At 60.7% G+C, this 24,102-nt stretch carries 25 protein-coding genes and 2 pseudogenes; 15 read left to right on the top strand and 12 right to left on the bottom strand.

Annotation, left to right across the window (positions count from 1 at the left end; genetic code table 11):
- Nucleotides 1-4: 4 nt before the first annotated feature.
- From RHEC894_RS10485 to RHEC894_RS10475, 3 genes are all read right to left on the bottom strand, one after another.
- Nucleotides 5-853 carry a carbohydrate ABC transporter permease gene (locus RHEC894_RS10485; RefSeq protein WP_085737210.1) on the bottom strand — a complete coding sequence of 283 codons (849 nt, stop codon included), beginning with the start codon at nt 851-853 and terminating at the stop codon, nt 5-7.
- On the bottom strand, nt 846-1,784 hold the full coding sequence (locus tag RHEC894_RS10480) for a sugar ABC transporter permease (RefSeq protein WP_085737209.1): 939 nt from the start codon (nt 1,782-1,784) through the stop codon (nt 846-848). Before RHEC894_RS10480 ends, RHEC894_RS10485 begins: the two co-directional genes overlap by 8 nt.
- A gap of 78 nt (nt 1,785-1,862) precedes the next feature.
- Nucleotides 1,863-3,167, bottom strand: a complete 1,305-nt coding sequence (locus RHEC894_RS10475) for an extracellular solute-binding protein (RefSeq protein WP_085737208.1) — start codon at nt 3,165-3,167, stop codon at nt 1,863-1,865.
- Nucleotides 3,168-3,366: 199 nt separating this feature from the next.
- On the opposite strand from RHEC894_RS10475, the gene RHEC894_RS10470 reads away from it, so the two are divergent.
- The 4 genes from RHEC894_RS10470 to RHEC894_RS10455 all read left to right on the top strand — a co-directional run bounded on the left by RHEC894_RS10470 (nt 3,367) and on the right by RHEC894_RS10455 (nt 7,573).
- Complete coding sequence (locus RHEC894_RS10470; protein ID WP_085737207.1) at nt 3,367-4,566, top strand: ROK family transcriptional regulator; 1,200 nt, start codon at nt 3,367-3,369, stop codon at nt 4,564-4,566.
- 34 nt (nt 4,567-4,600) lie between these two features.
- Entirely contained in the window at nt 4,601-5,701 is a 1,101-nt protein-coding gene (locus tag RHEC894_RS10465) for a Gfo/Idh/MocA family oxidoreductase (protein ID WP_085737206.1), read from the top strand.
- 17 nt (nt 5,702-5,718) lie between these two features.
- The gene (locus tag RHEC894_RS10460; RefSeq protein ID WP_010065671.1) at nt 5,719-6,360 is read left to right on the top strand and encodes a ThuA domain-containing protein; all 642 of its coding nucleotides are present in this window, start codon (nt 5,719-5,721) and stop codon (nt 6,358-6,360) included.
- Between the two features lie 136 nt (nt 6,361-6,496).
- Nucleotides 6,497-7,573 carry an ISAs1 family transposase gene (locus RHEC894_RS10455; protein WP_010069694.1) on the top strand — a complete coding sequence of 359 codons (1,077 nt, stop codon included), beginning with the start codon at nt 6,497-6,499 and terminating at the stop codon, nt 7,571-7,573.
- Between the two features lie 173 nt (nt 7,574-7,746).
- Here RHEC894_RS10455 and RHEC894_RS10450 read toward each other — a convergent pair whose 3' ends face one another.
- On the bottom strand, nt 7,747-8,226 hold the full coding sequence (locus RHEC894_RS10450) for a DUF2938 domain-containing protein (protein ID WP_085737205.1): 480 nt from the start codon (nt 8,224-8,226) through the stop codon (nt 7,747-7,749).
- 242 nt (nt 8,227-8,468) lie between these two features.
- Here RHEC894_RS10450 and RHEC894_RS10445 point away from each other — a divergent pair, with 242 nt between their 5' ends.
- Nucleotides 8,469-9,266: a creatininase family protein gene (locus RHEC894_RS10445; RefSeq protein WP_085737204.1), complete on the top strand. Its 798-nt coding sequence runs from the start codon at nt 8,469-8,471 to the stop codon at nt 9,264-9,266.
- A 15-nt stretch (nt 9,267-9,281) separates the two neighbouring features.
- Here RHEC894_RS10445 and RHEC894_RS10440 read toward each other — a convergent pair whose 3' ends face one another.
- Nucleotides 9,282-10,232, bottom strand: coding sequence for a LysR family transcriptional regulator (locus RHEC894_RS10440; protein ID WP_085737203.1), 951 nt, complete (start codon nt 10,230-10,232; stop codon nt 9,282-9,284).
- A gap of 220 nt (nt 10,233-10,452) precedes the next feature.
- Between RHEC894_RS10440 and RHEC894_RS10435 the strand changes: the two genes are divergently transcribed.
- The 7 genes from RHEC894_RS10435 (at nt 10,453) to RHEC894_RS10405 (ending at nt 16,908) form a co-directional block, all read left to right on the top strand.
- The gene (locus tag RHEC894_RS10435; protein WP_245339516.1) at nt 10,453-11,430 is read left to right on the top strand and encodes an ABC transporter substrate-binding protein; all 978 of its coding nucleotides are present in this window, start codon (nt 10,453-10,455) and stop codon (nt 11,428-11,430) included.
- Nucleotides 11,431-11,501: 71 nt separating this feature from the next.
- A complete protein-coding gene (locus RHEC894_RS10430) occupies nt 11,502-12,326 on the top strand; it encodes an ABC transporter ATP-binding protein (protein ID WP_085737202.1) in 825 nt (274 codons plus the stop codon).
- Nucleotides 12,326-13,174: an ABC transporter permease gene (locus RHEC894_RS10425; RefSeq protein ID WP_085737201.1), complete on the top strand. Its 849-nt coding sequence runs from the start codon at nt 12,326-12,328 to the stop codon at nt 13,172-13,174. Before RHEC894_RS10430 ends, RHEC894_RS10425 begins: the two co-directional genes overlap by 1 nt.
- The gene (locus RHEC894_RS10420) at nt 13,174-14,487 is read left to right on the top strand and encodes a cytosine deaminase (protein WP_085737200.1); all 1,314 of its coding nucleotides are present in this window, start codon (nt 13,174-13,176) and stop codon (nt 14,485-14,487) included. Before RHEC894_RS10425 ends, RHEC894_RS10420 begins: the two co-directional genes overlap by 1 nt.
- A gap of 1 nt (nt 14,488) precedes the next feature.
- Nucleotides 14,489-15,895 carry an FAD-binding oxidoreductase gene (locus tag RHEC894_RS10415; protein WP_085737199.1) on the top strand — a complete coding sequence of 469 codons (1,407 nt, stop codon included), beginning with the start codon at nt 14,489-14,491 and terminating at the stop codon, nt 15,893-15,895.
- Nucleotides 15,895-16,476 (top strand): NAD(P)H-dependent oxidoreductase, encoded by a 582-nt coding sequence (locus RHEC894_RS10410; protein WP_085737198.1) that lies wholly within the window; start codon nt 15,895-15,897, stop codon nt 16,474-16,476. Before RHEC894_RS10415 ends, RHEC894_RS10410 begins: the two co-directional genes overlap by 1 nt.
- 39 nt (nt 16,477-16,515) lie before the next feature.
- Nucleotides 16,516-16,908 carry a RidA family protein gene (locus tag RHEC894_RS10405; protein WP_085737197.1) on the top strand — a complete coding sequence of 131 codons (393 nt, stop codon included), beginning with the start codon at nt 16,516-16,518 and terminating at the stop codon, nt 16,906-16,908.
- A 23-nt stretch (nt 16,909-16,931) separates the two neighbouring features.
- Here the strand turns inward: RHEC894_RS10405 and RHEC894_RS10400 are convergent.
- The 4 genes and pseudogenes from RHEC894_RS10400 to RHEC894_RS10390 all read right to left on the bottom strand — a co-directional run.
- A pseudogene (locus RHEC894_RS10400) lies at nt 16,932-17,150 on the bottom strand (MarR family winged helix-turn-helix transcriptional regulator); the annotation flags it as partial.
- A 189-nt stretch (nt 17,151-17,339) separates the two neighbouring features.
- On the bottom strand, nt 17,340-17,603 hold the full coding sequence (locus tag RHEC894_RS10395; protein WP_010069038.1) for a hypothetical protein: 264 nt from the start codon (nt 17,601-17,603) through the stop codon (nt 17,340-17,342).
- Nucleotides 17,603-17,773, bottom strand: a complete 171-nt coding sequence (locus RHEC894_RS32115; RefSeq protein WP_010069037.1) for a hypothetical protein — start codon at nt 17,771-17,773, stop codon at nt 17,603-17,605. Before RHEC894_RS32115 ends, RHEC894_RS10395 begins: the two co-directional genes overlap by 1 nt.
- Nucleotides 17,774-17,906: 133 nt before the next feature.
- The gene (locus RHEC894_RS10390; RefSeq protein ID WP_010069036.1) at nt 17,907-18,164 is read right to left on the bottom strand and encodes a DUF982 domain-containing protein; all 258 of its coding nucleotides are present in this window, start codon (nt 18,162-18,164) and stop codon (nt 17,907-17,909) included.
- Nucleotides 18,165-18,595: 431 nt separating this feature from the next.
- Here RHEC894_RS10390 and RHEC894_RS10385 point away from each other — a divergent pair, with 431 nt between their 5' ends.
- Nucleotides 18,596-19,420 carry a nickel-binding protein gene (locus RHEC894_RS10385; RefSeq protein WP_085737196.1) on the top strand — a complete coding sequence of 275 codons (825 nt, stop codon included), beginning with the start codon at nt 18,596-18,598 and terminating at the stop codon, nt 19,418-19,420.
- Nucleotides 19,421-19,676: 256 nt separating this feature from the next.
- Here RHEC894_RS10385 and RHEC894_RS10380 read toward each other — a convergent pair whose 3' ends face one another.
- Nucleotides 19,677-19,970 carry a DUF982 domain-containing protein gene (locus RHEC894_RS10380; protein WP_010068704.1) on the bottom strand — a complete coding sequence of 98 codons (294 nt, stop codon included), beginning with the start codon at nt 19,968-19,970 and terminating at the stop codon, nt 19,677-19,679.
- 340 nt (nt 19,971-20,310) lie between these two features.
- Between RHEC894_RS10380 and RHEC894_RS10375 the strand changes: the two genes are divergently transcribed.
- The gene (locus RHEC894_RS10375; protein ID WP_085737195.1) at nt 20,311-20,493 is read left to right on the top strand and encodes a hypothetical protein; all 183 of its coding nucleotides are present in this window, start codon (nt 20,311-20,313) and stop codon (nt 20,491-20,493) included.
- Nucleotides 20,494-21,067: 574 nt separating this feature from the next.
- Nucleotides 21,068-21,801: pseudogene (locus tag RHEC894_RS32965) on the top strand (hypothetical protein).
- Between the two features lie 121 nt (nt 21,802-21,922).
- On the opposite strand, the gene RHEC894_RS10365 reads toward RHEC894_RS32965, so the two are convergent.
- A complete protein-coding gene (locus RHEC894_RS10365; RefSeq protein ID WP_085737194.1) occupies nt 21,923-23,416 on the bottom strand; it encodes an FAD-dependent monooxygenase in 1,494 nt (497 codons plus the stop codon).
- 291 nt (nt 23,417-23,707) lie between these two features.
- Entirely contained in the window at nt 23,708-23,881 is a 174-nt protein-coding gene (locus RHEC894_RS32960) for a hypothetical protein (protein WP_164517683.1), read from the bottom strand.
- Between the last annotated feature and the right edge of the window lie 221 nt (nt 23,882-24,102).

Below are 24,102 nucleotides of genomic sequence, written 5' to 3'. Positions count from 1 at the left end.
CGGCTCAGGACTTGACGGCGCCGGCGGTCAGGCCGGCGATGATGTGCCGCTGGGCGACGAAGAAGACGATGATCGTGGGAAGGATGGTCAGGGTGATGAAGGCCAGTACCAATTGCCATTCCGTGCCGTATTCGCCGCGATAGACCATGATGCCGAGCGGCCAGGGATATTTCGATTCCGAGTTCAGCATGATCAGCGGCAGGATGTAGCTGTTCCAGCTGCCGACGAAGGAGATGATGCTGACGGTGGCGACGATTGGCCGGGAGAGCGGCAGCGAGATATGCCAGAAGAATCTCATATAACCGCAGCCATCGACAAAGGCCGCCTGAAACAATTCTTCCGGAAGGTTGCGGAAATAGTTCCGGAACAACAGGATGCTCATGCCGAGGCCGAAGGCGACCTGCGGCAGCACCACACCCCAATAGGTATTCAGCAAGCCGAGATCGCGGATGCGGATGAACAGCGGCAGGATCGCGGTCGCTGCCGGAAACATCAGCCCGAGCAGGAAATAATTGAGCAGGAAGGACGAACCGAAGAAGCGCACATGGGCAAAGGCGAAGGCCGCCATCGACGAGACGATCAGCGTCAGCAGCACGGTGAGCGCTGCAATGATCAGCGAATTGCCGATCTGCAGCCAGTAGCGCTCGCCGAAGAGAATGTCGGTGTAATTCGCCCACTGCCATTCCGTCGGCAGGCCGAAGGGATTGGTGCGCAGGTCGCCCAGCGTCTTGAAGCCGCCAAGCGCCGTCGTCAGCAGCGGGATCAGCACGATGGCGGCAATCAGGGTCAGCGACACGTAGAGATAGATGCGGGTCGACGCGCGCATGCGGATGGAAGAGCTCATATCAGTCATGGCGCATGAAGATCCTTTTGTAACCGAAAGCGAGCGTCACGCAGATGATGAAGAGCACGACGCCGACGGCGCTGCCGAGACCCACCTGCATGCGCATGACGCCATAGGTGTAGAGAAAGGTGACCATTGTCTGGGTGGAGTTGGACGGGCCGCCGCCGGTGAGCGGCATGATCATGTCGAAGAGCTGCAGCGAGCCGACGACGGCGAAGAAGATCGACAGGCGCAGGGTCGAACCGAGCAGCGGCAGCGTGACATAGCGGAATTTCTGCCAGCCGGTGGCGCCGTCGATTTCGGCCGCTTCGAGCACGCTCTTGTCGACCGATTGCAGGCCGGCGATGAACAGCATCATGTGAAAGCCGAAATATTTCCAGACGATGACGCCGAGCACGGCATAGATCGCCGCATCCTTATCGGCGAGCACGTAAGGGTTGGCGAAGCCGAAGAAGTTGGAAATGGCGGCAAACAGGCCGTAATCGCCGTCATAGACAAAGCGCCAGATCAGGCCGGCGGCAACATCCGCCAGCACATAGGGCAGGAAGAAGATCAGCCGGTAGCCGACGACGCCCGGGATGCGGTGGGCGAGCATGGTGGCAAGCCAGATGGCGAGCGGCACCTGGATGCAGATCGAGATGACGATGATCAGACCATTATTGACCAGCGCCTGGGTGAAGGCCGCGTTGCGGAACAGCACCTGGAAATTGCGGAGCGCGATGAACTCAGTCGGCGTGCCGTAGCCATTCCATTTGTAGAGGCTGTACCAGGCCGCCTCGCCCATCGGCATGATGACGAAGAGCGTGAAGAGCAACAGCGCCGGCGGCAGAAAGAGTAAGAGCACCGTCAAGCGGTCGTGGGCGACCGAACTCCTGCTGTTTGCGGCTCTGCGTGCCGGCCTTGCGGCAGTCGTTATCGAGGGGACTGAAATATTGGCCATGGATCCTGCTTTCGTTCGTCGGCAGCAATGCCGGCGCTCCGCTTGATCGGGAGCGCCGGGAAGCTCTGCGGGCGCTGGTTATTGTTCCAGTTCGAAAGCGTCCTGGATCATCTGGGCGCCGTCCTTGGACTTCATCTGTCCGGAGACGATTTCCACCGAGACGTCGTTGACGACACGGCCGACGGCCGCACCGAGATCCTGGTCGAAGAAGTTCTGGTGCCAGGTCGAACCCGCCAGCTGCTTGGCCGATTCGGCCAGCAGCGGGTTGACGACGCCGTCATCGGCGCCGACGGCAACGGGCAGGAGCATGCCTGATTTTGCCATCGCCCGCTCATTGTCCGCATTCGTCAGGAAGGCGAGGAAATCGATCGCTTCCTTGGAGGCCTTCTTGGTGACGGCCCAGCCGTTCAGGCCGCCGAGCGTATCGGTCGGTTTGCCGGCGCCGCCCTCGACTGTCGGGAAGACGAAACGGCCGATATTGTCTGAGGAAAGCCCCTTGCCGTCACCGGCATTCTTGCGCTGGTTGGCCTCGGTCGCTTCAAAGCCGAGGATCATCGCTGCCTTGCCGTCGCCGAAAACGCCGAGCGTCTGCGGCCAGGTGGCGCCGAGATAGCCGGGCTGGAAAGGTTCGAGCTTGCCGAGCTCGGCAAGATCATCGCCGGCCTTGATGATTGCCGGATCGAGGAAACCTTCGCCCTCGCCCTTCTTGGCCGCTTCGAAGACCTTCTGGCCGCCCTCGCGCATGACGAGATAGCTCCAGTAGAAATGGATCGGCCATTTCTCACCGCCACCGCCGGCAATCGGCACGATGCCGGCCGCCTTGATCTTCTTCACCGCAGCGAGGAAATCAGTCCAGCTCTTGATGTCCTCGGCCTTGACGTCAGCCTTGGCAAACAGCGCCTTGTTGTAGAAAAAGCTGACCAGGCCGACCTTGTAGGGGATCGCCCAGGTCTTGCCCTCGAAGGTCAGGCCGTCGACCGAGGCCGGGGTATAGGCCTTGCGCAGCTTGCCGCCATCGGCATCAAGGGCTGCCGTCACATCCTGCAGGGCGCCGGTCTCGGACTGCTGCTTCAACACGCCGCCGCCCCAGCTGAAAAAGAAATCCGGCACGTCGTCGGATTGCAGTAGCGTGGGAAGCTTGGCCTTGAAGGCCTCGTTTTCGAGGAACTGCATTTGGATGTCGACGTCGGGATGCTGGGCCTCGTATTTCTTGACGATCTCTTCCCAGGCCGCGACGTTTTTCGGGTCGAGCTCGAGATGCAGCCACTTGACCACCGTCGTTGCGGAAGCCGCCCCTGCGCCGGCCAGCAACATGCCGGCTGCCGCAGCCATGGATACGATGCGCCTGCCGCCGAAAGCGGCGTTCTTCAACATAAAATTCATGATTTTCCTCCCAGGGGACCTATCCTCATAATTTTTCCCCTATGCGGAATAATTCAACGGAGCTTGCGCCAGATGTCAACCCAACTGCGGCTATTTTTAGCAAATGCGCTTGACAGCCCCACGGAATTGCCTGCTATTTATTTCGTAACCCGTTAAAAATATTGGCTTCCGCCCAACAAACAATGCCGGCTAGTTTTTCATGAAGACCGCAGATCCAGAATTGATGCGAGCGATCAACCGCTTGAACGTGCTCGATACTATCCGGCGCCATGGTCCGATCTCGCGGATAGAGATCAGCGAACGGACCGAGCTTTCCACCACGACCGTCTCGGCCATTACCGCCTCGCTGCTCGACGACGGATTGATCCTGCCGCGCCATGAAGGCGATATCCGCAATGAGGCGGTGCGGGGGCGGCCGCGTGTGGCGCTGGAACTCAATCCGGATGCCGCCCGCGTCGTCGGCGGCAAGATCGCCGCCAATAGAATGGTGTTCGTGGTCACCAATTTCCGCGGCGACGTATTGTCGAAGCTCGCTTTGCCGATCCGTATCGACCGGCAGCCGATCGGCGTCATCGCCGATCTCGTCGAGGACGGGGTCAGGCGCTGCGTCGTCGATGCCGGACTGTCGCTCGAAGATGTCGACAGCGTCTGCCTCGGCTTTCCCGGCGTCATCGAGCACCGCACCGGCTACATCAGAAGCAGCCCGATCTTCCGCGACACCAATGTCGATTTCGCCGCCGAAATGTCGACGCGGCTATCGACCCCGACCATCGTCGAGAGCGACGCCCATGCCATCACGCTCGGCCATCACTGGTTCGGAAGAGCCAGGGATCTCGAGGATATGGTGTTGATTTCACTGGAACAAACGCTGGGGCTCGGCGTGTTGCACGGCAATCGCCTGTTCCGCGGCGCCGGTGGCCTCAGCCACAATCTCGGCGATCTCGTGCTCGGCATGGGACCGAACGGCGTGGTGCGGCTTTTCAGCCAGGCCGGCGAAAGCGCGATCCTCGGCGAACAGCAGGCCGACGGGCGTTTTGCCGAAGCCATCCGGCTCGGGCGCGGCATGACCCATGCCCAGGCGCTGATCAAGGCCGATGACGACCGGCTGATCGGCGCCGCCATCCGCGCCGGCGAAGCGGTGGGATTGACCATCGCCAACATCGTCACGCTGTTTGCGCCGCCGCGGGTCATCCTGGTGGGATCGAGTCTCGCACTTGGCGAACCCTTTTTGAACAGCCTGCGCGATGCCTATGCGCTCGCCATTCCGCCCTCGCTGAAGGGGGTGAGCGAACTCGTCTTCGACGATTCGAGCGATGATTTCTGGGCGCAGGGCGCGGCTGCCGTGGCGCTCTACGAACTCTACGAATCGCCCTGGAGCACGACCGGGCCGGCGCTCTGACGGGCGTCACAATCACGATCAGATGGAGGAATTCATGGAAAGAGTCGGTATCGGCATCATCGGATGCGGCAATATTTCGGGCGCCTATCTCAAAGCGATGGCATCCTTTCCCATTCTCGACATCCGCGGCGTCGCTGACCTCAACCGCGAGCTGGCAGAAGCCAAGGCCAAGGAGTTCAACGTTCCGGCAAAAACGGTTGAGGAGCTGTTTTCCGACCCTAAGGTCGAGATCATCGTCAATCTGACGATCCCCAAGGCCCATGTCGCCGTTGCGCTACGGGCACTCGAAGCCGGCAAACATACCTATTCGGAAAAGCCGCTGGGGATTAATTTCGCGGAAGGGAAAAAATTGGCCGAGGCCGCCAAGGCCAGGCATCTCCGCATCGGTGCGGCGCCCGACACCTTCCTCGGCGGCGGCCACCAGACTGCGCGTGCTCTGATCGACCAGGGCGTCATCGGCCAGCCGGTCGGCGGCTCGGCGAGCTTCATGTGCCCCGGCCATGAACGCTGGCACCCGAACCCCGCCTTCTTCTACGAGGTCGGCGGCGGTCCGATGCTCGACATGGGTCCCTATTACATCACCGACCTCGTCAATCTTCTCGGGCCGGTTGCGCAAGTGGCGGGCTTTGCGACGACGCCGCGCGCCGAACGGCTTGTTACCAGCGAGCCGCGCAACGGCGAGCGCATTCCTGTGCAGGTGCCGACCCATGTCGTCGGCATGATGGCCTTTGCCAACGGCGCCGTCGTGCAGATCGCCATGAGCTTCGACGTCGCCGGCCACAAGCATGTGCCGATCGAGGTCTACGGCACCGAGGGCACGCTTATTGTGCCCGATCCCAACAAATTCGAAGGCCCGGTCGAATATCTGAAGAAGGGCGGCGCCTTCGAGGAGCAGCCGCTCGCCGCACCCTATGCCGACGGCAACTATCGCTCGCTCGGCGTCGCCGACATGGCGCATGCGATCCGCTCCAACCGGCCGCATCGCGCCAATGGCGATCTGGCACTGCATGTGCTCGAAGTCATGGAAGCGTTCCACACCGCGTCTGCGACCGGCCGGACAGTGGCGATATCAACGGCGGTGGAGCGCCCTGCCCCGCTGTCCCAATCCATCGTCGACGGACGGCTGGCGAAATAATTTCAGGAGGAAAGAGAATGCGTGAAGCACTGATCGTCTGGGGCGGCTGGAGCGGCCACGAGCCGCAGGAATGCGCCGAAATCATCAAGACCATGCTCGAAGAGGACGGCTTCAAGGTCTATCTCGAACATGGCACCGAGGCGCTCGCCGATCCTTCGGTCCATGATCTCAGCCTGGTCGTACCGATCATGACGATGTCGAAGATCGAGAAGGAGGAGGTCAAGAACCTCGCCGCCGCGATCGAGAGCGGCGTCGGCATATCAGGCTATCATGGCGGCGCGGGCGATGCCTTCCGCGACTCCGTCGACTACCAGTTCATCATCGGCGGCCAGTGGGTGGCCCATCCCGGCAACATCATCGATTACACCGTCAACATCACCCGGCCCGACGATCCGCTGATGGAGGGGATTGCCGATTTCCCCTATACGTCGGAGCAATATTACATGCATGTCGACCCCTCGAACGAGGTTCTGGCGACGACCAAATTCACCGGCGAGCACGCCTACTGGATCGACGGCGTCGTCATGCCCGTCGTCTGGAAGCGCAAATACGGCAAGGGCCGGGTTTTCTATTCCTCGCTCGGCCATCAGGCCAAGGAGTTCGACGTGCCCGAGATGAAGACGATCTTCCGCCGCGGAGCGAATTGGGCGGCGCGATGAGATAGGGCTTTCGGGGAACCAAAAGACCCCTCCCCAACCCCTCCCCACAAGGGCAGGGGAATCGCATATAGGCGGTAAGCAGTTGTTTTATTGAGGCAGATCGATTCAAAGGCTCTCTGTTGATTTGGAGGGTCGGATGGATCGATTTGCCGCCTGTTTTAAAGCTTTGCCCGACCCTCGGGGGCGCAATACGCGCCATCCGCTGATGTCGATCCTGTTCATTGCCATTGCCGCGATCGTCTGCGGCGCCGAAAGCTGTGCCGACATGGCCGACTTCGGCATCTCCAAGAAGAGGTGGCTCAAGACGATCGTGCCGCTGCCCTACGGCATTCCCAGCCATGACACGTTCTCCACCGTATTCCGCTGCCTCAATCCGGATGCCTTCGAAGCCGCCTTCCGCCGCTTTACCGAAGCCTTTGCAAAAGGCATCGAAGGCGTGGTGGCGGTCGACGGCAAAGCGGTGCGCGGCGCCTATAAGCGCGGTGCCAAGGCGACGCCGCTGCACCTCGTCAACGTCTGGGCCGCCGGTTGCGGCCTGGTCATCGGCCAACAGACCGCACCGCGCCGCAACGAGGTGCAAGGCGTGCTCAAGGCGCTTGCGCTTCTGTCGCTCGAAGGCGCCATCGTCACGGCCGATGCTCTGCATTGCCGCGCCGACACGGCCCGCGCCATCCTGGCCACCGGCGGCGACTATGCCCTGGCGCTGAAAGGCAACCAACCCGGCCTGCTGGCCCAGGCGATTGCCCGCCTTGACGATATCGAGCCGCTCGACAGCATCCAGACCGCCGCCGAGAACGACCATGATCGCATCGACAGCCGCCGCGCCAGCATCGTCGCCGTCGATGATATTGACTTTCCCGGCCTGCAAGCCATCGGCTCCGTCGAGGCCACCAGCCGCCATGCCGATGGCCGCCTGACCAGCCATGTCCGCTACTTCCTGCTCTCCACGGTCATGTCGGCCGCCGCCCTCATCGAGGTGACCCGAACCCATTGGGAGATCGAAAACAAACTGCATTGGGTGCTCGACGTCCAGTTCCGCGAGGATGCCGCCAGAAACAGAAAGGATCACGGGCCGGCAAACATCGCACTGCTGCGCAAGATCGCCCTCAACCTCATCCGATCCCACCCAGATAAGGCATCCATCCGACGCAAAATCAAAAAGGCGGGATGGGACGATCAGTTCCTTATCTCCCTCATCGCTCATATGCGATAGCCCTGCCCACAAGGGGGAGGGACTAAGATGCTGCACCGCTTCACATAAACTCTATCGTATCAATCCGTCGAACGGTAACAACCAGCAAGACTTCTGCTTTTGGTCGCCGCCGGAAACCACAGCTTAGTCCCTCCCCCCTGTGGGGAGGGGTTGGGGAGGGGTTTTTGGCAATCTCAGCGCAGGATCAACGCGGTCCCGTAAAGCCCCAATGCAAACACCGTATGCGCCAACAGATTGAAGCACCGGACCTTGTTCGGTGTCGGATGTTTGGACGCGGCCCAGCCGGTGCCGAGGCCCGGCTGCAGCAGGAACCACCCTGCCCCGACGGTGATGATGCCGAAGATCCAGGCAGGCAGAAATGTCGGGGCGGCGAGCCAGCCCTGCCCCATGATGAGCGCAAAGATCACGCCATAGAGAATGCCGACGGCGTAGTGGCTGATCCAGCCGAGCGCCAGTTCATGCTCATAGAGCTCGGCATCGGCGATGCTGTCGTGAAAAACCTTGCCGCGGCGAAGATGCCAGAACCAGCGGCCGACCGGCGCCCAGTTGGGCGGCGTCTGGCCGAAGACCTTGGTGAGCACGATCGCCCAAAGGTCCATAAGGATGGTTGCGCCGGCGCCAATCGCCAGGCCGCGCCACAGAATATCGAACATTGGGAATCACCGAAGAGCGCTGACTTGCAGAGACGCCAGCAAACCATTGCAGACGCGTCAGCGCAATGGCTTCAGTGAATTCCGCCCGCATCCAGGGATCATGCGACAGTGCCGCCTGCCCTCTGGGCGACCGTCGCTGCGGCATCATCCGCAAAAAGGCATCGGTGCGGGCGCAAATTGATGCTTTTCGCGTGCAGCGATATTTCCTACTCACTGTCGAAACGGCAATGAGAGGCGCGGCGATGGCGATGCCATTTTACTGGAACGAACTGAACAGCTCCGATTTCGCCGGACTTTCGCCCGACACGACCATTGCCATCCTGCCGATCGCCTCGACCGAACAGCACGGCCCGCACCTGCCGATCGCGACCGATGTGGCGATCGCCAACGGCATGCTGGCCGAACTGCGGAAACAGAAGCCCGACGACCTCGATTTCCTGGTTCTGCCGACGCAGGAGATCGGCAAGGCGAACGAACATATCTACGGGCCGGGAACGCTGTCGCTCGGTGCTGAGCTGCTCATTCCCGTCTGGACGGCAATCGGCGCCAAGGTTGCCGAAGCCGGCATCCGCAAGATGGTCATCGTCAATTCGCATGGCGGCAATGTCGACATTATGAGCATCGTCGCGCGCGAGTTGCGCGTCCGCTATCAGATGGCCGTGATCTCGACGCAATGGGGCCGCTTCGGTCATCCCGACGGCATGATCGGCGAAGACGAGTTGAAATACGGCATCCATGGCGGCGAGGTCGAGACCTCGCTGATGCTCTATTTCCGCCCCGATCTGGTGCGGATGGACAAGGCGCAGAATTTCACCTCCAAGGCCGAATGGATGCGCGGACAATCGAGATATATCCAGCCGCTGCCGCCGCATTCGCTTGCCTGGATCGCCCATGACCTCAATCCGCACGGCGTCGTCGGCGACGCCTCGCGCGGAACGGCGGAGAAAGGCGAAGCGATCTGCCGCCATCAGGTTAAGGGCTTCATCGAGTTGCTGTCCGACCTGAAGCGCTATCCGCTTTCCAGCCTCTATTCACAATAACGCCGGCGAGAGCACCTAAGGGGCGACAGGCTTTTCCATCGCGATATGACCCTTGGCCTGCAGTTCCTGCACGAGGCCGGCAAGTTCGGCGAGCAGATATTCGACGAACAGGCTGGTGGCGGAATCGAGCGGCGCACGGGCGCGGGCAAAAAGCTTCATCGGCTGGTGGCGCGCATGCGGCTCGGCGATCGGCCGGAAGACGAGTTCGCCCTGCCGGCACTCGGTGATGACGTCGAGCGGGTTCAGTATCGTCAGCCCCGCCCCCGATTTGACCAGCTTCTTCAGCATCTCCGAAGCATTGGTTTCAAGCACCGGCTCGACATGCACGTCGAGGCGCGCCAAGGCCAGATTGATCACATCACGCAGGCTGGTGCCCTGCTGGGCCAGCACCAGGCGCTCCTGGACGATATCCGCCAGATTGATCGGGCCTGAACCGATCAGGTGATGGCCGGGCGGCAGCACCCCGCCGATCGGGATGTCGAAACTGCCAAGCGTTCGGATGCCCGGTGTCGCCGGAATGTTGAAGCCGAGGCCTATATCCACCTCGCCCGACAGCACTGGATTGACCGTCGTCGTGCCCGCGTCATTGCGCAGTTGCATGAAGACGCGCGGATGCTCCGCCTGGAACCGAGCGATGATGTCAGGCAGCGGGCCGGCGGCAAGCCCAACCGTGGTAACGATGCGGACCTTGCCGGCCTGCTGCATCTTGAGGCTGCGAATACGCCCTTCCAGCCGCTCGTAATTCTTCAGCACCTCGCGAATATGTTCGATGCAGAGTTCGCCGGCTGCCGTCAGCCGCAGGCCGCGCGGCAGCCGCTCGAAAAGCGGCGCACCCATCTCCTCCTCCAGCGCGAGAATCTGGCGGTTGATCGCCGATGACGCCACATTCAGCCGCGCGGCCGCCTTGCGGATCGAACCGGTGCGGGCGATCTCATTGATGTAGATGAGCTTTCTGGAATGCAGCATCGCAACCTCGTTGCATGAAAATAAAGCAGACGCACAAATTAGGCACAGGCTGCCGCTGAGATGCCAAAAAGGCATCGTTGCGCACGAAATTTGATGCTTTTCAAAGAGCAAAGCAATCGCTCCAATGAAGAAAATCGGACGTCATCACAGGCGTTGCGAACTCAAAAGGGGAACGCTGATCATGCCCAATGCAATGAAGAATACGGTCTTTTCCGCCCTTATGGGTTTTGGTGGCGCGCTCGCCGCTGCCGTCGCGGCGCATGCGGCCGACAAGGTCAGCTACGGAACGAACTGGCTGGCGCAGGCCGAGCACGGCGGCTTCTACCAGGCGGTCGCCGACGGCACCTATGCGAAACACGGCCTCGACGTCACGATCGTGCAGGGTGGCCCGAACGCGGCCAACAGCGCGCTGCTGATCTCCGGCAAGATCGATTTCTACATGGGTGGGCCGCAGGGTGAGATCTCGGCTGTCGAACAGGGCATCCCGCTCGTCGATGTCGCGGCGATCTTCCAGAAGGATCCGCAGGTCCTGATCGCACACCCCGACGCAGGGATCGACAAATTCGAAGATCTTGCCAAGCTCAAGACGCTGTTTCTCGGCAAGGACGGTTACCTCACCTATTTCGAATGGATGAAGGCGAACTTCAAGGGCTTCAAGGACGAGCAGTACAAGCCCTATAATTTCAGCCCCGCGCCCTTCCTTGCCGACAAGCAATCCGCCCAGCAGGGCTACCTCACTTCCGAACCCTACGAGATCCAGAAGCAGGCCGGCTTCGAACCGAAGGTCTTCCTGCTCGCCGATAACGGCTATTCGCCCTATTCGACGATGATCACCACCACGCAGACGATGATCGACAGCAAACCGGACGTCGTCCAGCGCTTCGTCGATGCCTCCATCGAGGGCTGGTACAACTACCTCTACGGCGACAACAGCAAGGCGAACGAGCTGATCAAGAAGGACAATCCTGAAATGACGGATGGCCAGATCGCCTACTCGATCGCCAAGATGAAGGAATACGGCATCATCGAATCCGGCGACAGCCTGGACAAGGGCATCGGGTGCATCACCGACGCGCATTACAAAGCGTTCTTCGACGAGATGGTTGATATCAAGGTGTTCAAGCCGGAGACAGACTACAGCAAGGCCTTCACGACGAAATTCGTCTGCAAGAGCACCGGAATGGCGATGAAGAAGTAAGCCCCTCCGACGTCGTCCGATGGTCCGCCTGAGGCGGCGGACCACATCCTCCCTGGTGAATGAGACAAGCAATGCCGCTAGCAGAAGTCCAGGCCTTATCCCCGCAAGAGACGCGCAAGCGGCCGCTGGTCGTGATGCAGTCGGTCTCGAAGGTCTTTTCCAGCGGCACCGTCGCCCTTTCCGACATGTCGCTTACCGTCGAAAGCGGCGAGTTCGTCAGCCTGCTCGGCCCTTCGGGCTGCGGCAAGTCGACGGCGCTGCGCATCATCGCCGGCCTTGGCGACGTGACGTCGGGGGCGATCGACTGGCCGAGTTCGCGCATCAACTCCAGGGGCCTGCCGGAGGGCGATATCGGCTTCGTCTTCCAGGAGCCGACGCTGATGCCGTGGAAGAACGTGTTCGACAATGTCCACCTGCCGCTGAGATTGAGGCGGGTTTCGAAGGCGGCAGCGCATGAAGGGATCATGCAGGCGCTGACCACTGTCGGCCTCCAGGATTTCGCCAAAGCCTATCCACGCGAACTTTCCGGCGGCATGAAGATGCGCGTCTCGATCGCCCGCGCGCTGGTGACCAAACCGAAGCTGCTTTTGATGGATGAGCCCTTCGCCGCACTTGACGAAATCACCCGCCAGAAGCTGAACGACGACGTGCTGCGGCTCTGGAAGACGACAGGCATCACCGTCATCTTCGTCACCCATTCGGTCTATGAGTCCGCCTATCTTTCGAACCGCATCGTGGTGATGAAGGCAAGGCCCGGCCGTGTGCATGCCGATGTTCCGCTGACCACCAGCCTGGAACGCGACGAGCATTACCGCACCTCGGAAGAATACCGGAAGGCGTGCGAGACGGTCTCCCTTTCGCTGATCGGGGCAATCAACGCGGCGGGAGAGCATTGATGCGTGACGAAACGGATACGCCGCAGATCCTTCATCTTTCTGTAAATGCCACAGGCGCAAGACACCGCGATCTCGCGCTGCGCATCGCCATCCCCTTCCTCGTTATCGGCCTGCTGGTTCTGATCTGGTATGCCTATGTGAAGCTCTCAGGCGTGCCGCCCTATATCCTGCCGGGTCCAGCAGCAGTCGCAAACGCTTTCGTGACGGACTGGGATACGCTTGCCCCAGCGCTTTGGGTCACCACCAAGATCACCTTGCTGTCGCTGATGCTGGCCCTTGTCGGCGGCGTCGGCTTTGCGATCTTCCTGGTGCAGTCGCGTTGGATCGAGCTCGCCTTCTATCCGCTTGCCGTCATCCTGCAGGTAACGCCTGTGGTGGCGATCTCGCCGCTGATCCTGATCTATGCGCCGTCGACCCAGGTGGCGCTGCTGATCTGCGCCTTCCTCGTCGCCTTCTTCCCGATCCTTTCGAATATGGTTCAGGGGCTGAAGAGCGTCGACCACAATCTCATCAATCTCTTCGAGCTTTACGGCGCCTCGCGCTGGCAGACGCTGCTCTTCCTCAAGCTGCCTGCCGCCCAGCCCTATTTCATGACGGGCCTCAGGATCGGCGGCGGCCTGGCGCTGATTGCCGCCGTCGTCGCAGAATTTGCGGCCGGCTCGGCGGGCGCCGGCTCCGGCCTTGCCTTCCGGCTGCTCGAAGCACAGTACCGGCTCAACATTCCGCGCCTCTTCGCCGCGCTGCTGATGCTCTCCCTGCTTGGCGTGGCGATCTTCGCCGTCACCTCGTTCATTTCCTGGCTCGCCCTGCACCGTTGGCATGAGAGCAGCCTGAAGCGGGAAAACTGATGACCTATTCCTTCATTTCGCCGCCCAATGCCGGCCGCTTCGTGCTGAGCAATGCGACGCTGCCTGCCGTCGCCGTCGAGGGATTTGACGCGCCGGCGATCGAGGGGCTGGTCAAGGCGGATATCGTCATCGCCGATGGTGTCATCTCCGCGCTGCTGCCGGCAGGTGCAGCACCAGTGGAATTGCCGCGGTCCGATCTGAAGGACGGCATGGTCTGGCCCTGCTTCACCGATATGCACACCCATCTCGACAAGGGGCATATCTGGCCGCGCAACGCCAATCCCGACGGCACCTTCATCGGCGCCCTGGACGCCGTGCGGGCGGACCGGGAGGCGTACTGGTCGACGGCGGATGTCGGCAAACGCATGGAATTCTCACTGCGTTCGGCCTATGCGCACGGCACCAGCCTGATCCGCACGCATCTCGATTCGCTGGCGCCGCAGCACCGCATTTCCTTCGAGGTTTTTGCCGAGATGCGCGAGGCCTGGAAAGACAGGATCGCGCTGCAGGCGGTGGCGCTCTTTCCGCTGGAAAACATGGTGGACGCGGCCTATTTCGCCGAGCTGGTCGCCGTCGTGCGAGAAAAAGGCGGGCTGATCGGCGGCGTCACCCGGATGAATGCCGATCTCGACAGCCAGCTCGATCTGCTTTTCAGAGCTGCCGCCGATAACGGCCTCGACGTCGATCTTCATGTCGACGAAAGTGACGATCCTGCCGCCGAGACGCTGAAGGCGATCGCGCAAGCCGTGCTGCGCAACCGGTTCGACGGCAAGGTGACCGCAGGCCATTGCTGCTCGCTCGCCAGGCAGGACGAGGAGACGGCAAAACGCACGGTCGACATCGTCGCAAAAGCCGGCCTCTCCATCGTCTCGCTGCCGATGTGCAACCTCTATCTGCAGGACCGATATCCCGGCCGGACCCCTCACTGGCGCGGCGTCACCCTGTTCAAGGAACTGGCGGCGGCCAGCGTTGCGACGGCGGTTGCCTCCGACAATACCCGCGATCCCTTCTATGCCTATGGCGATCTCGACCCGGTCGAGGTGTTGCGTGAAGCGGTCCGGATCCTGCATCTCGATCACCCGCTGGACACAGTGGCCCGCGTCGTCACCACCTCGCCTGCCGATATTCTCGGCCGGCCCGACAAGGGTCGCATTGCCGCCGGCGCCCTGGCCGATCTCGTGCTCTTCAGCGCCCGCCGCTGGAGTGAATTTCTCTCCCGTCCACAGTCCGACCGCGTCGTGCTTCGCCGCGGCAAGGTGATCGACCGCAGCCTACCGGACTATCGTGAACTCGATAACATCGTTGGAGCCTGACATGCCGGATTATCAGACGATCAAAAAGGAACTCGAGGGCATCGCCGTCGAGGACAATCCGGCGCTGGTGCGCCAGAAGAGCCGTGATTTTTACTGGTATTCGCCGATCCTGAAGGCGCAGCTCGACAATGTGACGGCCGATCTCGTCGTCACGCCGAAAAACGAGGAAGAGGTCATCCGGACGCTGAAGGTCGCCTTCGCGCATGGCGTGCCGGTGACGCCGCGCGGCGCCGGCACCGGCAATTACGGCCAGGCGATGCCGCTTTCCGGCGGGATCGTGCTGAACCTTGCCGCCATGGACAGGATCAAGGAGATCCATCCCGGCCGGGTGGTCTGCGAACCGGGCATCGTCATTGCTCAGCTCGACAAGCAGACCAAGGCGCATTCCGGCCAGGAACTGCGTTTCCACCCGTCGACGGCGCAGACGGCAACGGTCGGCGGCTTCGTCGCCGGCGGCTCCGGCGGCGTCGGTTCGATCACCTGGGGCGGACTGCGCGATCTCGGTAATATTCTGCGTCTGCGCGTCGTCACCATGGAGGCCGAGCCGCGCGTGCTCGACCTGACCGGCTGGGACCTGCAGAAGGTGAGCCATGCCTACGGCACCAACGGGATCATCACCGAAATCGAAATGCCGCTCGCGCCTGCTTATGATTGGGTCGACGTGCTTGTCGGCCATGATGACTTCATGGCATCGGTGCGCTTCTCGGATGCGCTGGCCAAATGCAACGGCATCCTCGTCAAGGAAATCGCGCCGATCGCGGCACCGATCCCGCACGACTATTTCACCCGCCACAAACCCTATATCCGCAAGGGCCAGTCGGTGGTGGTGCTGATGATCGCGCCGCATTCGATGGACGCCTTCCTCGCCTTTTCAGCCGCCCATAAAGGCGAGATCATCTTCCGCTCCGACACGGTCGAAAGCATGAAAGGTATTCCGCATGCCTATGAACTTGCGTGGAACCACACGACGCTGCGTGCTTTGAAGGTCGATCCCGGCTTCACCTATCTGCAGGTTCAGTATCCAGGCCCGGATCACGTCGCCAAGGTCGCCAAGATGGTCGAGATCTTCGGCGACGAAGTGCCGGGCCATCTCGAATTCATCAGGTTCGACGGGCAGATCCAATGCTCCGGCCTGCCGCTGGTGCGCTATAGCACGGAGGAGCGCCTCGAGGAGATCATCAAGATCCACCAGGATCACGGCTGCCCGATCTTCAATCCGCATCGTTATACGCTTGAAGAAGGCGGCATGAAGCGCACCGACAAAATACAGCTCGCCTTCAAGCAGGAAACGGACCCGAGGGGGCTGTTGAACCCCGGCAAGATGATCGCCTGGGAAAATCCCGATTTCGATTTCAATGCCGGCAAGAATTATCTCTTCCCGGGGCTCGCGAGCGTCATGGAGGCCTGATGAAAGTTCTCGTTCTTCACTCGCATCCGGTCGAGGAAAGCTACGGCAAGGCGCTCTACAAACAGACGCTGGAAAGCCTGCAAAAGGCCGGTCACGAGGTAGATGGGTGCGATCTCTATGCAGAGAATTTCGATCCGGTGCTCTCCCGACACGACCGGCTCGCCTATCACGATTATCCCGGCAATACCGCGCTGGTGAAATCCCATGTCGAGCGGCTGAAGTGGGCCGAAGCGCTGGTGCTGGTGACGCCGATCTGGAATTTCGGTTTCCCGGCGATCCTGAAGGGCTATTTTGACCGCGTCTGGCTTCCCGGCGTCTCCTTCGAACTGGTCGACGGCAAGGTGGAATCGCGCCTGCGCCACATCAGGAAACTCGCGGCCGTGCTGACATATGGCGCCACGCCGTTTCGCGCCTTCGTCGCCGGCAACCCGCCGAAGAAGATCGTCAAGCGTGTGCTGAGAGCGCAGATCAATCCGCTGCGGCCGGTCACCTTTCTTGCTCATTACGACATGAACAATTGCACGCCGGAAAGCCGGGCCAGGTTTTTGGAGAAGGTGAAGACGGCGATGGAGCGGTTTTGAGAGCCCGCATCTTCCTCGTTGCTACCCTAGGAAAGACCTATGAAGACGATTTTCAATCCCCCGTCCGTCCGCCGTCCGTTCGGAAATTACAATCACGGGCTGCTGGTGCCGCCGGGCGCTTCGCTGCTCGTGACCTCCGGCCAGCTCGGCATCGGTCTCGACGAGAAAGCGCCGGAGGATATCGGCTCGCAGGCAGAACTTTGCTTCGAGGCCATCAAGGCAATTCTCGCCGAAGCGGAAATGAGTTTTGCCGATGTCATCCGCATCTCGGGCTTTGTGACGAAGCGCGAGGATTTCCCTGCTTATATGGCCATACGGGATCGCTATACGCTCGATCCGAAGCCGGCCTCGACGCTGATCATCGTCAGCGGCTTCACCCGCCCCGAATTCCTCGTGGAAGTCGAAGTCACGGCCGCCAAACTGTTTTGCTGAAGCGAGCCTGAGACGCGCCCTCGTCAGCCGCCCTCTGCCTTGGATTCTCCCACGCCGCCGCCGATATCCTCTGCAAACTTCCGCATCAGCCGCACCAGCTCATTGAAGTCGTGCTCGTCCCAGCGCTCGAAGATGGCGCGGCCGATCCTTTCGCGCGCCACGTCGATGCGGTCGGTCATCGCCTTGCCTTTCGGGCTGATGACCGCCTCGCGCACGCGGCGGTCGGCGGCACTTCCGCGACGCCTACGCCCTGACACCGGGCGACTGGGTGCTGGTGCGCCCGGACGGTTATGTCGGTGCCATCGTCGCCTCCGGCGAAGCTTCGGTACTGGAGGCCTATTTCGCCAATATTGGCCTTGGCAGCTGAGGTCTTTTGCCGCCCCGAAGCCCCGATCAGCATCCCAAGATGCTTGATTTCAGGCGTGTCCGGTTCAAAGGGCGTCGCGCTCATAACGTGGCGTCCAACCACGTGTCATCCCCCGGCTCATCGCGCATTCGGCCAGCGCCAGCTGTTGGCGCAGATGTTTGCAGTCATCGAGCAGCGCGCGGATCGTCGCCTTGGCATTGTCGTCATGCCAGGCCAGCACGGCTTCGACTTCCCAAGCTTCATCGGGCCAAGCTTCGTCGAGCCACGTTTGATCGGGCAACACGTCATCGGGCCGAGACGGATCGGGTGAGGTTTTTGCCGGCTGCATCAGTTCAGCGCCAACGGCAATTGAACCGGACGCGGCAAGGGCGGCAGCGGCCGGCTGAGTTCGACCTTTCTCTGCCAGGCGGCACGCCGCAACTGATCCCGCTCGCGTGCGGCACGAGACGCTTCGACAAGGGCTAGGGCGTTGGCGATCACTTGTTCCGTATGCGTCATGACCATCTCCAATGTTCATGTTTTGTTCTAATTTAGACCGTCAGTCGGAAATGTCAAGATGGGTGATCGGCCCGGGATGGATGGTCGGACTTGATCGACAGGCTGGAGATTTTCGTCGAAGGGCGGCGTTCACTCAATCCGCGGCTTCTATGACGGCAATGCCGGCTTCCTGTGCGGCCCTGATAAAGGATGCCCGCACCTCTTCCGGCCGGAGATCGCCGATAATCGCATCCAGGCATGACTTTACGGCTTCGAAATATTCTTCGCCGTCATCGACCGGCCAGTCGTGCAGCAACGTGCGCGCAGCATCCCAAACAGAGTTAACGACGGCATAATGGCCGAGCCCTATGGAGGCCAAACCGACCGGTCGAAAGTTTGCCGTCTGTTTCACTTTGCTACAGCTTTTCCAGTGTTGGTGGGCTTATGGGGTGCGATGCAATATTTGTGCCGTCGGCGGGCCGCCTCGCCTGCCGGCCTGCGGCTTTGATCCTGGCTGAGATGGACCATGACAGACGCAGCTCTTCATCCCTCCAGATTCCGACAGGTGCTTGAGACGGTGGAACGCCTGAAGCTTCCCGAATAGGCACGACACCCATGGCTAGTCTTTAAACGGCCGATTATGGTAAATATCGGGCTTATATGCAAATCACACTGATTAAAACACAACCATTCCTTTCGTATTCTATGGGATCTACAGCAACGCATAGGATTTTCTCAATGCAACAGCCTTAATGATCACCTCTTGATTGTCTCAAAGGTGGACGAAGCCGCATCCAGATCGTAGAATGCCGCCTCTTGCACGGGCGGATCTGGGGGCGCGCGATGCCTATCTTCATGGACCGGCACTTTCTCGAGGGAACGTCGGCGGCCGATGTTGCCCGGGCGCATCGCATGGATCTCGACATTCAGGATCGCTACGGCGTCAAGTTTCTCACTTATTGGTTCGACCAGCGGCGCGGGACCGCCTTCTGTCTCGTGGATGCGCCCGACATGGAAACCGCCCAATGCGTGCATCGCGAGGCGCACGGCTTTGTTGCCGGCGAGATCGTCGAGGTCGCCTTGTCTGCGGTCGAAGCTTTTCTCGGCCGAATTCATGATCCCGAGCCGGCGCCTGGGCAATCCTCGGCCGACGTGGATCCCGGTCATCGGGCAATACTCTTTACCGACATCGTCGGATCGACGGAGATGACGGCACGGCTCGGCGACCGCATCGGAACCGAAATGGTGCGGGCTCATGATGCGATCGTGCGCCGATGTCTCGGGCAAACGTCAGGCCGGGAGGTGAAGCATACCGGCGACGGCATCATGGCCGCCTTTTCCGCCACAACGGCCGCCGTCGAATGCGCCATGACGATCCAGCAGGAATTCAAGCGTTACAACGGCGGAAACGCCGAGCCGATCCATATCCGCATCGGGCTGGATTGCGGCGAGCCGGTCGAGGGCAGCAACGACCTTTTCGGCTCGACCGTGCAGCTCGCGGCGCGCCTTTGCGCTGCCGCCGCCAGCGACCAGATCCTCGTTTCGGAGAATATCTTTCGGGAATATGGCGCCGCCGATCTTTTCGGTCACGCCTCACGCCGACGCCTCAAGGGCTTTGCGAAGCCGGTGCTGGTGTTTCGATGCGACTGGAATGGTGGCCTTGCCTGAAATGCGCCGGTGGGATCGACATCCGCCTCCGACAGAAGGTTTGCCGCGCGGGCTGTGGCGAAGAAACAGGCGTAGGGCGGGCAAGCGGCATAAAACCAGAACGCGCCGCACAGAATGTGACGGCGCGTTCTTGCCTATTTCCATCTCAAGGGCGTCGCAATCTTTCGCATTCGCCCTCGCGCCTCAGGTCTTTCTTGTCCAGCATGTCGTTACCGCAAAAAACGCTGCACAATTTTGCGGTAACGACCCGCCTTGATCAAGCATTGCCGATATTTCGATCGCCCATCAGTTGCTCGAATTTGGGAGCGCCCTCGACCTTGGCAAGCACCCCCGACATTTTCAGGAAACGCCGGAAATTCTCGCGCGCAGCGCTCAGCGGGAAACGGCCGCTGGCCGTATCTCGGCAAGCCTTCAACAGCGTGTCATATGCCAGCCCCCGTTTGTCCTGCGGCCACTCATCCAGAAAATCGAAGATTTCATCGAGACACGTGATCTCAGCGATGAAATGTTGACGATGAAGCAAAACCGGATCAAACCGAGTTTCCGACATAGTATCCTCCCATTTATATTACTTTTTATGGGATAACATTACTAAAAAACCTAGATTCATTCAAGGCAAAATCGGTTATATCTGACCGAACACCTGCGACACTACTTCCATAATGACAGAATAGCTCGATCAGATTATCTTGAGTGAATCAGTCAGCGATCGCGGCTCAACCCTCTGCAGCCGAGATTGGCTGGTCAATTGCACACGTGTTCGGATCAGCCGATGCATATCGCCCGGAAGGCTTCCATTTTAGGGTAATCAAGCGTGCCGGAAGTTTTCTTTTAGGCTGGTGACGGCATGGTAGATTGCGATTCAGATAACCTCGCAAGGGAGCGCCCAGATGAACCGATTTCTGACATTTATCGCTGCCGGGGCGCTGATCGGTGTGTCTGCGATCACGTCTTCCTGCACCACGCCCGACAAGCCCGATCGCGAAGATTTTCAATATCAGCGGGATACATCGATAAACCCGGCATGTGCTGGTGGATTCAGACCCGGCAACGCTCGCTCCTGCAGTTACTGATGGGCGCAGGCGCCCGATATTCGTTCAGCCTTGGCTGAGAAGGCCGGGCCGCAGGGAACCGCAAGCCTGCGCCGCCGTTGAGTCAACGGGTCACAGTTGGCTCGATTCAAATAGGAGAACGGTTCCCAATGAACAATTTGATCTGGCTTGTCGGCGCTGTCGTTATCGTGCTCGCGATTTTGAGTTTCTTCGGCTTTCGCTGAGCAAAGACACTGCTGATGTAAATCGTGGCGGCTCGACCGATCCTTCCTCCCTGCCGCAAGCAGCGGGACGAGCCTCTCAACGCCGGCGGATCGAATGGCCCGGCCATAGGCTGCTGCAGCTGGCGGCGAAGAACGACCGTACGGGTCATGAATGCTCTGCACCGGCGAAGCATTTGCGGAGCTCAGTCCGTCGTCGCGGACAAGAATCTTCGCCCGCTCTCTGACCTATGGAGATAGCGTCCGCCTCCAGCTGAGATCCGTTTCGTCGACAATCCACAAAATGACGTGCGGATGACCTACATCCCCCCCCCTCGACGTCCTTTATAGTCACGCGTTTCGGCTTCTCCCGGGGCCGATTGCGAGGGAAATCGATGGAACGTCTTGGCGCAACGAAAGCCACTCAAACCAGGAATGAGGCTGCAAAAGCAGAGCGGCCGGAGGGATTTTCCCGGGATGTGACGGCAATCAAGCTCGGCGACTGTCTGCTGGGTTACAAGGCCGTTCAGCGCCGCGCGCGGGCGGCCGCTGGAGCCATTTCCACGGGCGGATGCGCGAGATCGAAAGACTGATCAGGCATCGTCACGGGGCCATCGTGCCCGAGGCCGATGACGCATTGATCTATGTCGAGGTGATCGCCGGCCTCGCGCTTGTAGAGTTCAGGCAAGAGTTTGCAGAGGTGGTTCTCGGCTGGTCGGCGCGATGGCTCCCATGGGCCGGCAAAGCCTGCATAGAGGAAATCATCTACGAGCGGACGAAGGTGCGTTTTTCTCCCTTGTCGGCCGACGCGCTCGGTCACGCTCTGCATGTGAGCTATGCTGAACGATGCGCCCTCGATATCCGCACGATTGGCGCCTTCGACGTGCCGAAGCGGAAAAGAGCGCAACTGCAAAAGGAAAAGCGGCGGCAGCGGGACCGAAGCCGGAAGGAGGAGCAACGCCGCGCCGCAGGCGCGATTTCCAGAGCCGAGTATCTCGCCAATTCCTTCAGCACGGCGCGCCCATGGGAGGCATTCGGCATCAGCCGCCGGACGTGGGAACGCCGCGGTAAACCGATGCCGGAGGCCGAAGCGGTTTTGGATTGCGGTTCGATTTCGCTTGCCGCCTAAAACGCGTCGCGATCTTTCAGATTCGCTTCCCGTGCTTTAGGTCTTTGTTTTACGCATGTCGTTATCGCAAAAGCGCTGCACACTTTTGCGCGACATGCTCTAGAATTAAGTTTTTCGGCTTTTAGCCGGGCGGCCCGAACCAGGTCGTCATCGCCTCGCGCAGACCGTCCTGCGAGCCATCACCCACCCACGCGACATAACCGTCTGGCCGGATCAGGACGGCGGTGGGCGCCGAGACCGCACCGATCGCCGGCAGCTCCCATGGCCCGCCGTAGCTGGCGTCAACCGACCGGATACGGCCTGACCACGGGGTGATGTCGAGGCTGCCGGGCGCGCCGAGATTGAGGAGCGCCGGCTGCGCATTTTTCAGCAGCCTATAGACACGCAGGCAACCATCCGATGTGACCAGTTCAAGGTCGGGCATACGGCGGCCGAGCAGCGGATGCCCGTCGCCGAGGTCGTAGTGGATCGCCAGTCCGGACATTTCGGCGGCAATCTTTTTGCGCGGCTCCTCCATGCCGAGCAGCTCCAACACGATGTCTCTCAGGGCTTCGGTGCGAGCGTCGGTACGCTGCAAGGCAACCTGCGCCATCGTCGTGCGCAACACGCGGGCGGCCACGGGATGGCGCTCGGCGTGATAGGTGTCGAGCAAGCTCTCCGGCGATATTCCTTTCACCACCTGAGCCAGCTTCCAGCCGAGATTCACCGCATCCTGCACACCGGTATTGAGGCCCTGCCCGCCGACTGGAGAATGCACATGGGCGGCATCGCCGGCGAGGAGCACCCTGCCCTTGCGATAGGCTGCCGCCTGGCGCGACATGTCGGTGAACCTCGAAATCCACTTGAGGCCATGGATGCCATAATCCGTTCCACATGCGGCGATAAGCGCTTGCCTGAGATCGCCGAGCGTCGGCTCGCCGGCTCCGCCGGCAATCTTTTCCGTCACCATGACGTTGATCGGGCCTTCACTGGCAAAGATCACTTTGCCGTCGCGAATTTCGTATTCCTCCCGGCCGAAGGCATGCGTGCCGAGTGCGGTGCGATGGACACCGAGCGGCGGCTCCTCCTCCATCTCGGCCTCGGCGAGAATGTTGCTGGTCGTCGCGTCCCATCCCGGAAACTCGATGCCGGCAATCTTGCGAACCAGGCTGCGGCCGCCATCGCAGCCGACGAGATAGCCTGCCCTGAGCGAGACGCCGTCGGAGAGTTCGATGGTGATACCTGTCTCGTCCTGCGCAAAACCCGCCAATTCACGGCCGCGATAGAGCGGCACCGGCAGTTCGTCGATCCATCCGGCGAGAATGCGCTCGATATGTTTCTGCCTCAGCGCCAGCCCATAATTGTGCCGGGTCGGAAAATCGCTGATATCAAGCCGCGTCACCGCAAATCCGGTGACCTGGGCGATCTGCCCTCGCCTGAGGAACCGGTCGACGATGCCGCGCTGGTCAAGGATCTCGAGCGTCCGGGCGCTCAGGCCGCCGGCCCGCGAACCGACAATCTCCTGGTCCGGCCGGCGTTCGACGATCGCGACGTCGATGCCCGCCAAGGCCAGCTCGCCCGCCAGCATCATCCCCGTCGGACCTCCTCCTGAAATCACGACCGCATGTTCTTTCATCCGTAAATCCTTTGCTCCGACTGCCCTGCGCAATATTCCAGAGTTACCCCGGCACCGATTTCGGTGTCGCAGGTCGTTCCCCCTATAATTAGAGCTCTCTACTGGTTGGAAGGACTTGCGACAGGATTCCCGCCTTGCTTTCCAAAGCCATGTTCGTTGCCGCTTGCTGGTCTTTTGCAATCAACGCAGGCTCTTCAACACGACCTGACCGGGTGGGCGCCGGATCTGGCAGACGCTTTCCCCGATCATCATTTGTTCTCGAAGGGCGACCGGTGAATCGACTGAGCCGAGCTATTGCTGCGGAGCCACAGCCTTATCCGGAATCGTCTCAGCCGCGGGCCGCTCGGACGGATCGCCGGGATGGCCGTAGATTGTGTACACAGCGCCCGCCAGAATGCCCAGGACGAGAAGAGCCAGCACGTACACCATCATTCCGCGGATTGCCGTCTTCGGTGTCTTGTCCATCAGGATCTCCAAGATGCCTCAGCAGTCAAATTCAATCCGAGTGCTCTTAGTTCCGAAACGGAACTCCGTGGAAGGCAGTCGTCAGTCCGAAATTGTGCGGTCGACCACAAAGACGCTGGAGATCTGAAATGCGTCCGAGGTGCACGGAAGGCGTCAAACTGGCCCGCCCTCGCCCTGATCGTATTCGGGGCGTTTATCTTGGCTTTTGGTGGATATTCATG

The organism is Rhizobium sp. CIAT894 (assembly GCF_000172795.2).
Taxonomy (GTDB): domain Bacteria; phylum Pseudomonadota; class Alphaproteobacteria; order Rhizobiales; family Rhizobiaceae; genus Rhizobium.
The sequence above is the reverse complement of the archived record's forward strand: the minus strand, read 5'-3'. Positions and strand labels throughout refer to the sequence as shown.

Bases quoted from the DNA above. Each gene is read 5' to 3' on its own strand.
- RHEC894_RS10375 (WP_085737195.1), top strand. From the start codon at position 20,311: ATGAACCGATTTCTGACATTTATCGCTGCCGGGGCGCTGATCGGTGTG.
- RHEC894_RS32960 (WP_164517683.1), bottom strand. From the start codon at position 23,881: ATGGACAAGACACCGAAGACGGCAATCCGCGGAATGATGGTGTACGTG.
- RHEC894_RS10440 (WP_085737203.1), bottom strand. From the start codon at position 10,232: ATGCTGCATTCCAGAAAGCTCATCTACATCAATGAGATCGCCCGCACC.
- RHEC894_RS10445 (WP_085737204.1), top strand. From the start codon at position 8,469: ATGGCGATGCCATTTTACTGGAACGAACTGAACAGCTCCGATTTCGCC.
- RHEC894_RS10475 (WP_085737208.1), bottom strand. From the start codon at position 3,167: ATGAATTTTATGTTGAAGAACGCCGCTTTCGGCGGCAGGCGCATCGTA.
- RHEC894_RS10415 (WP_085737199.1), top strand. From the start codon at position 14,489: ATGCCGGATTATCAGACGATCAAAAAGGAACTCGAGGGCATCGCCGTC.
- RHEC894_RS32115 (WP_010069037.1), bottom strand. From the start codon at position 17,773: ATGACGCATACGGAACAAGTGATCGCCAACGCCCTAGCCCTTGTCGAA.
- RHEC894_RS10380 (WP_010068704.1), bottom strand. From the start codon at position 19,970: ATGTCGGAAACTCGGTTTGATCCGGTTTTGCTTCATCGTCAACATTTC.
- RHEC894_RS10410 (WP_085737198.1), top strand. From the start codon at position 15,895: ATGAAAGTTCTCGTTCTTCACTCGCATCCGGTCGAGGAAAGCTACGGC.
- RHEC894_RS10395 (WP_010069038.1), bottom strand. From the start codon at position 17,603: ATGCAGCCGGCAAAAACCTCACCCGATCCGTCTCGGCCCGATGACGTG.
- RHEC894_RS10470 (WP_085737207.1), top strand. From the start codon at position 3,367: ATGAAGACCGCAGATCCAGAATTGATGCGAGCGATCAACCGCTTGAAC.
- RHEC894_RS10485 (WP_085737210.1), bottom strand. From the start codon at position 853: ATGACTGATATGAGCTCTTCCATCCGCATGCGCGCGTCGACCCGCATC.
- RHEC894_RS10405 (WP_085737197.1), top strand. From the start codon at position 16,516: ATGAAGACGATTTTCAATCCCCCGTCCGTCCGCCGTCCGTTCGGAAAT.
- RHEC894_RS10450 (WP_085737205.1), bottom strand. From the start codon at position 8,226: ATGTTCGATATTCTGTGGCGCGGCCTGGCGATTGGCGCCGGCGCAACC.
- RHEC894_RS10385 (WP_085737196.1), top strand. From the start codon at position 18,596: ATGCCTATCTTCATGGACCGGCACTTTCTCGAGGGAACGTCGGCGGCC.
- RHEC894_RS10435 (WP_245339516.1), top strand. From the start codon at position 10,453: ATGGGTTTTGGTGGCGCGCTCGCCGCTGCCGTCGCGGCGCATGCGGCC.
- RHEC894_RS10480 (WP_085737209.1), bottom strand. From the start codon at position 1,784: ATGGCCAATATTTCAGTCCCCTCGATAACGACTGCCGCAAGGCCGGCA.
- RHEC894_RS10460 (WP_010065671.1), top strand. From the start codon at position 5,719: ATGCGTGAAGCACTGATCGTCTGGGGCGGCTGGAGCGGCCACGAGCCG.
- RHEC894_RS10420 (WP_085737200.1), top strand. From the start codon at position 13,174: ATGACCTATTCCTTCATTTCGCCGCCCAATGCCGGCCGCTTCGTGCTG.
- RHEC894_RS10465 (WP_085737206.1), top strand. From the start codon at position 4,601: ATGGAAAGAGTCGGTATCGGCATCATCGGATGCGGCAATATTTCGGGC.
- RHEC894_RS10425 (WP_085737201.1), top strand. From the start codon at position 12,326: ATGCGTGACGAAACGGATACGCCGCAGATCCTTCATCTTTCTGTAAAT.
- RHEC894_RS10365 (WP_085737194.1), bottom strand. From the start codon at position 23,416: ATGAAAGAACATGCGGTCGTGATTTCAGGAGGAGGTCCGACGGGGATG.
- RHEC894_RS10430 (WP_085737202.1), top strand. From the start codon at position 11,502: ATGCCGCTAGCAGAAGTCCAGGCCTTATCCCCGCAAGAGACGCGCAAG.
- RHEC894_RS10455 (WP_010069694.1), top strand. From the start codon at position 6,497: ATGGATCGATTTGCCGCCTGTTTTAAAGCTTTGCCCGACCCTCGGGGG.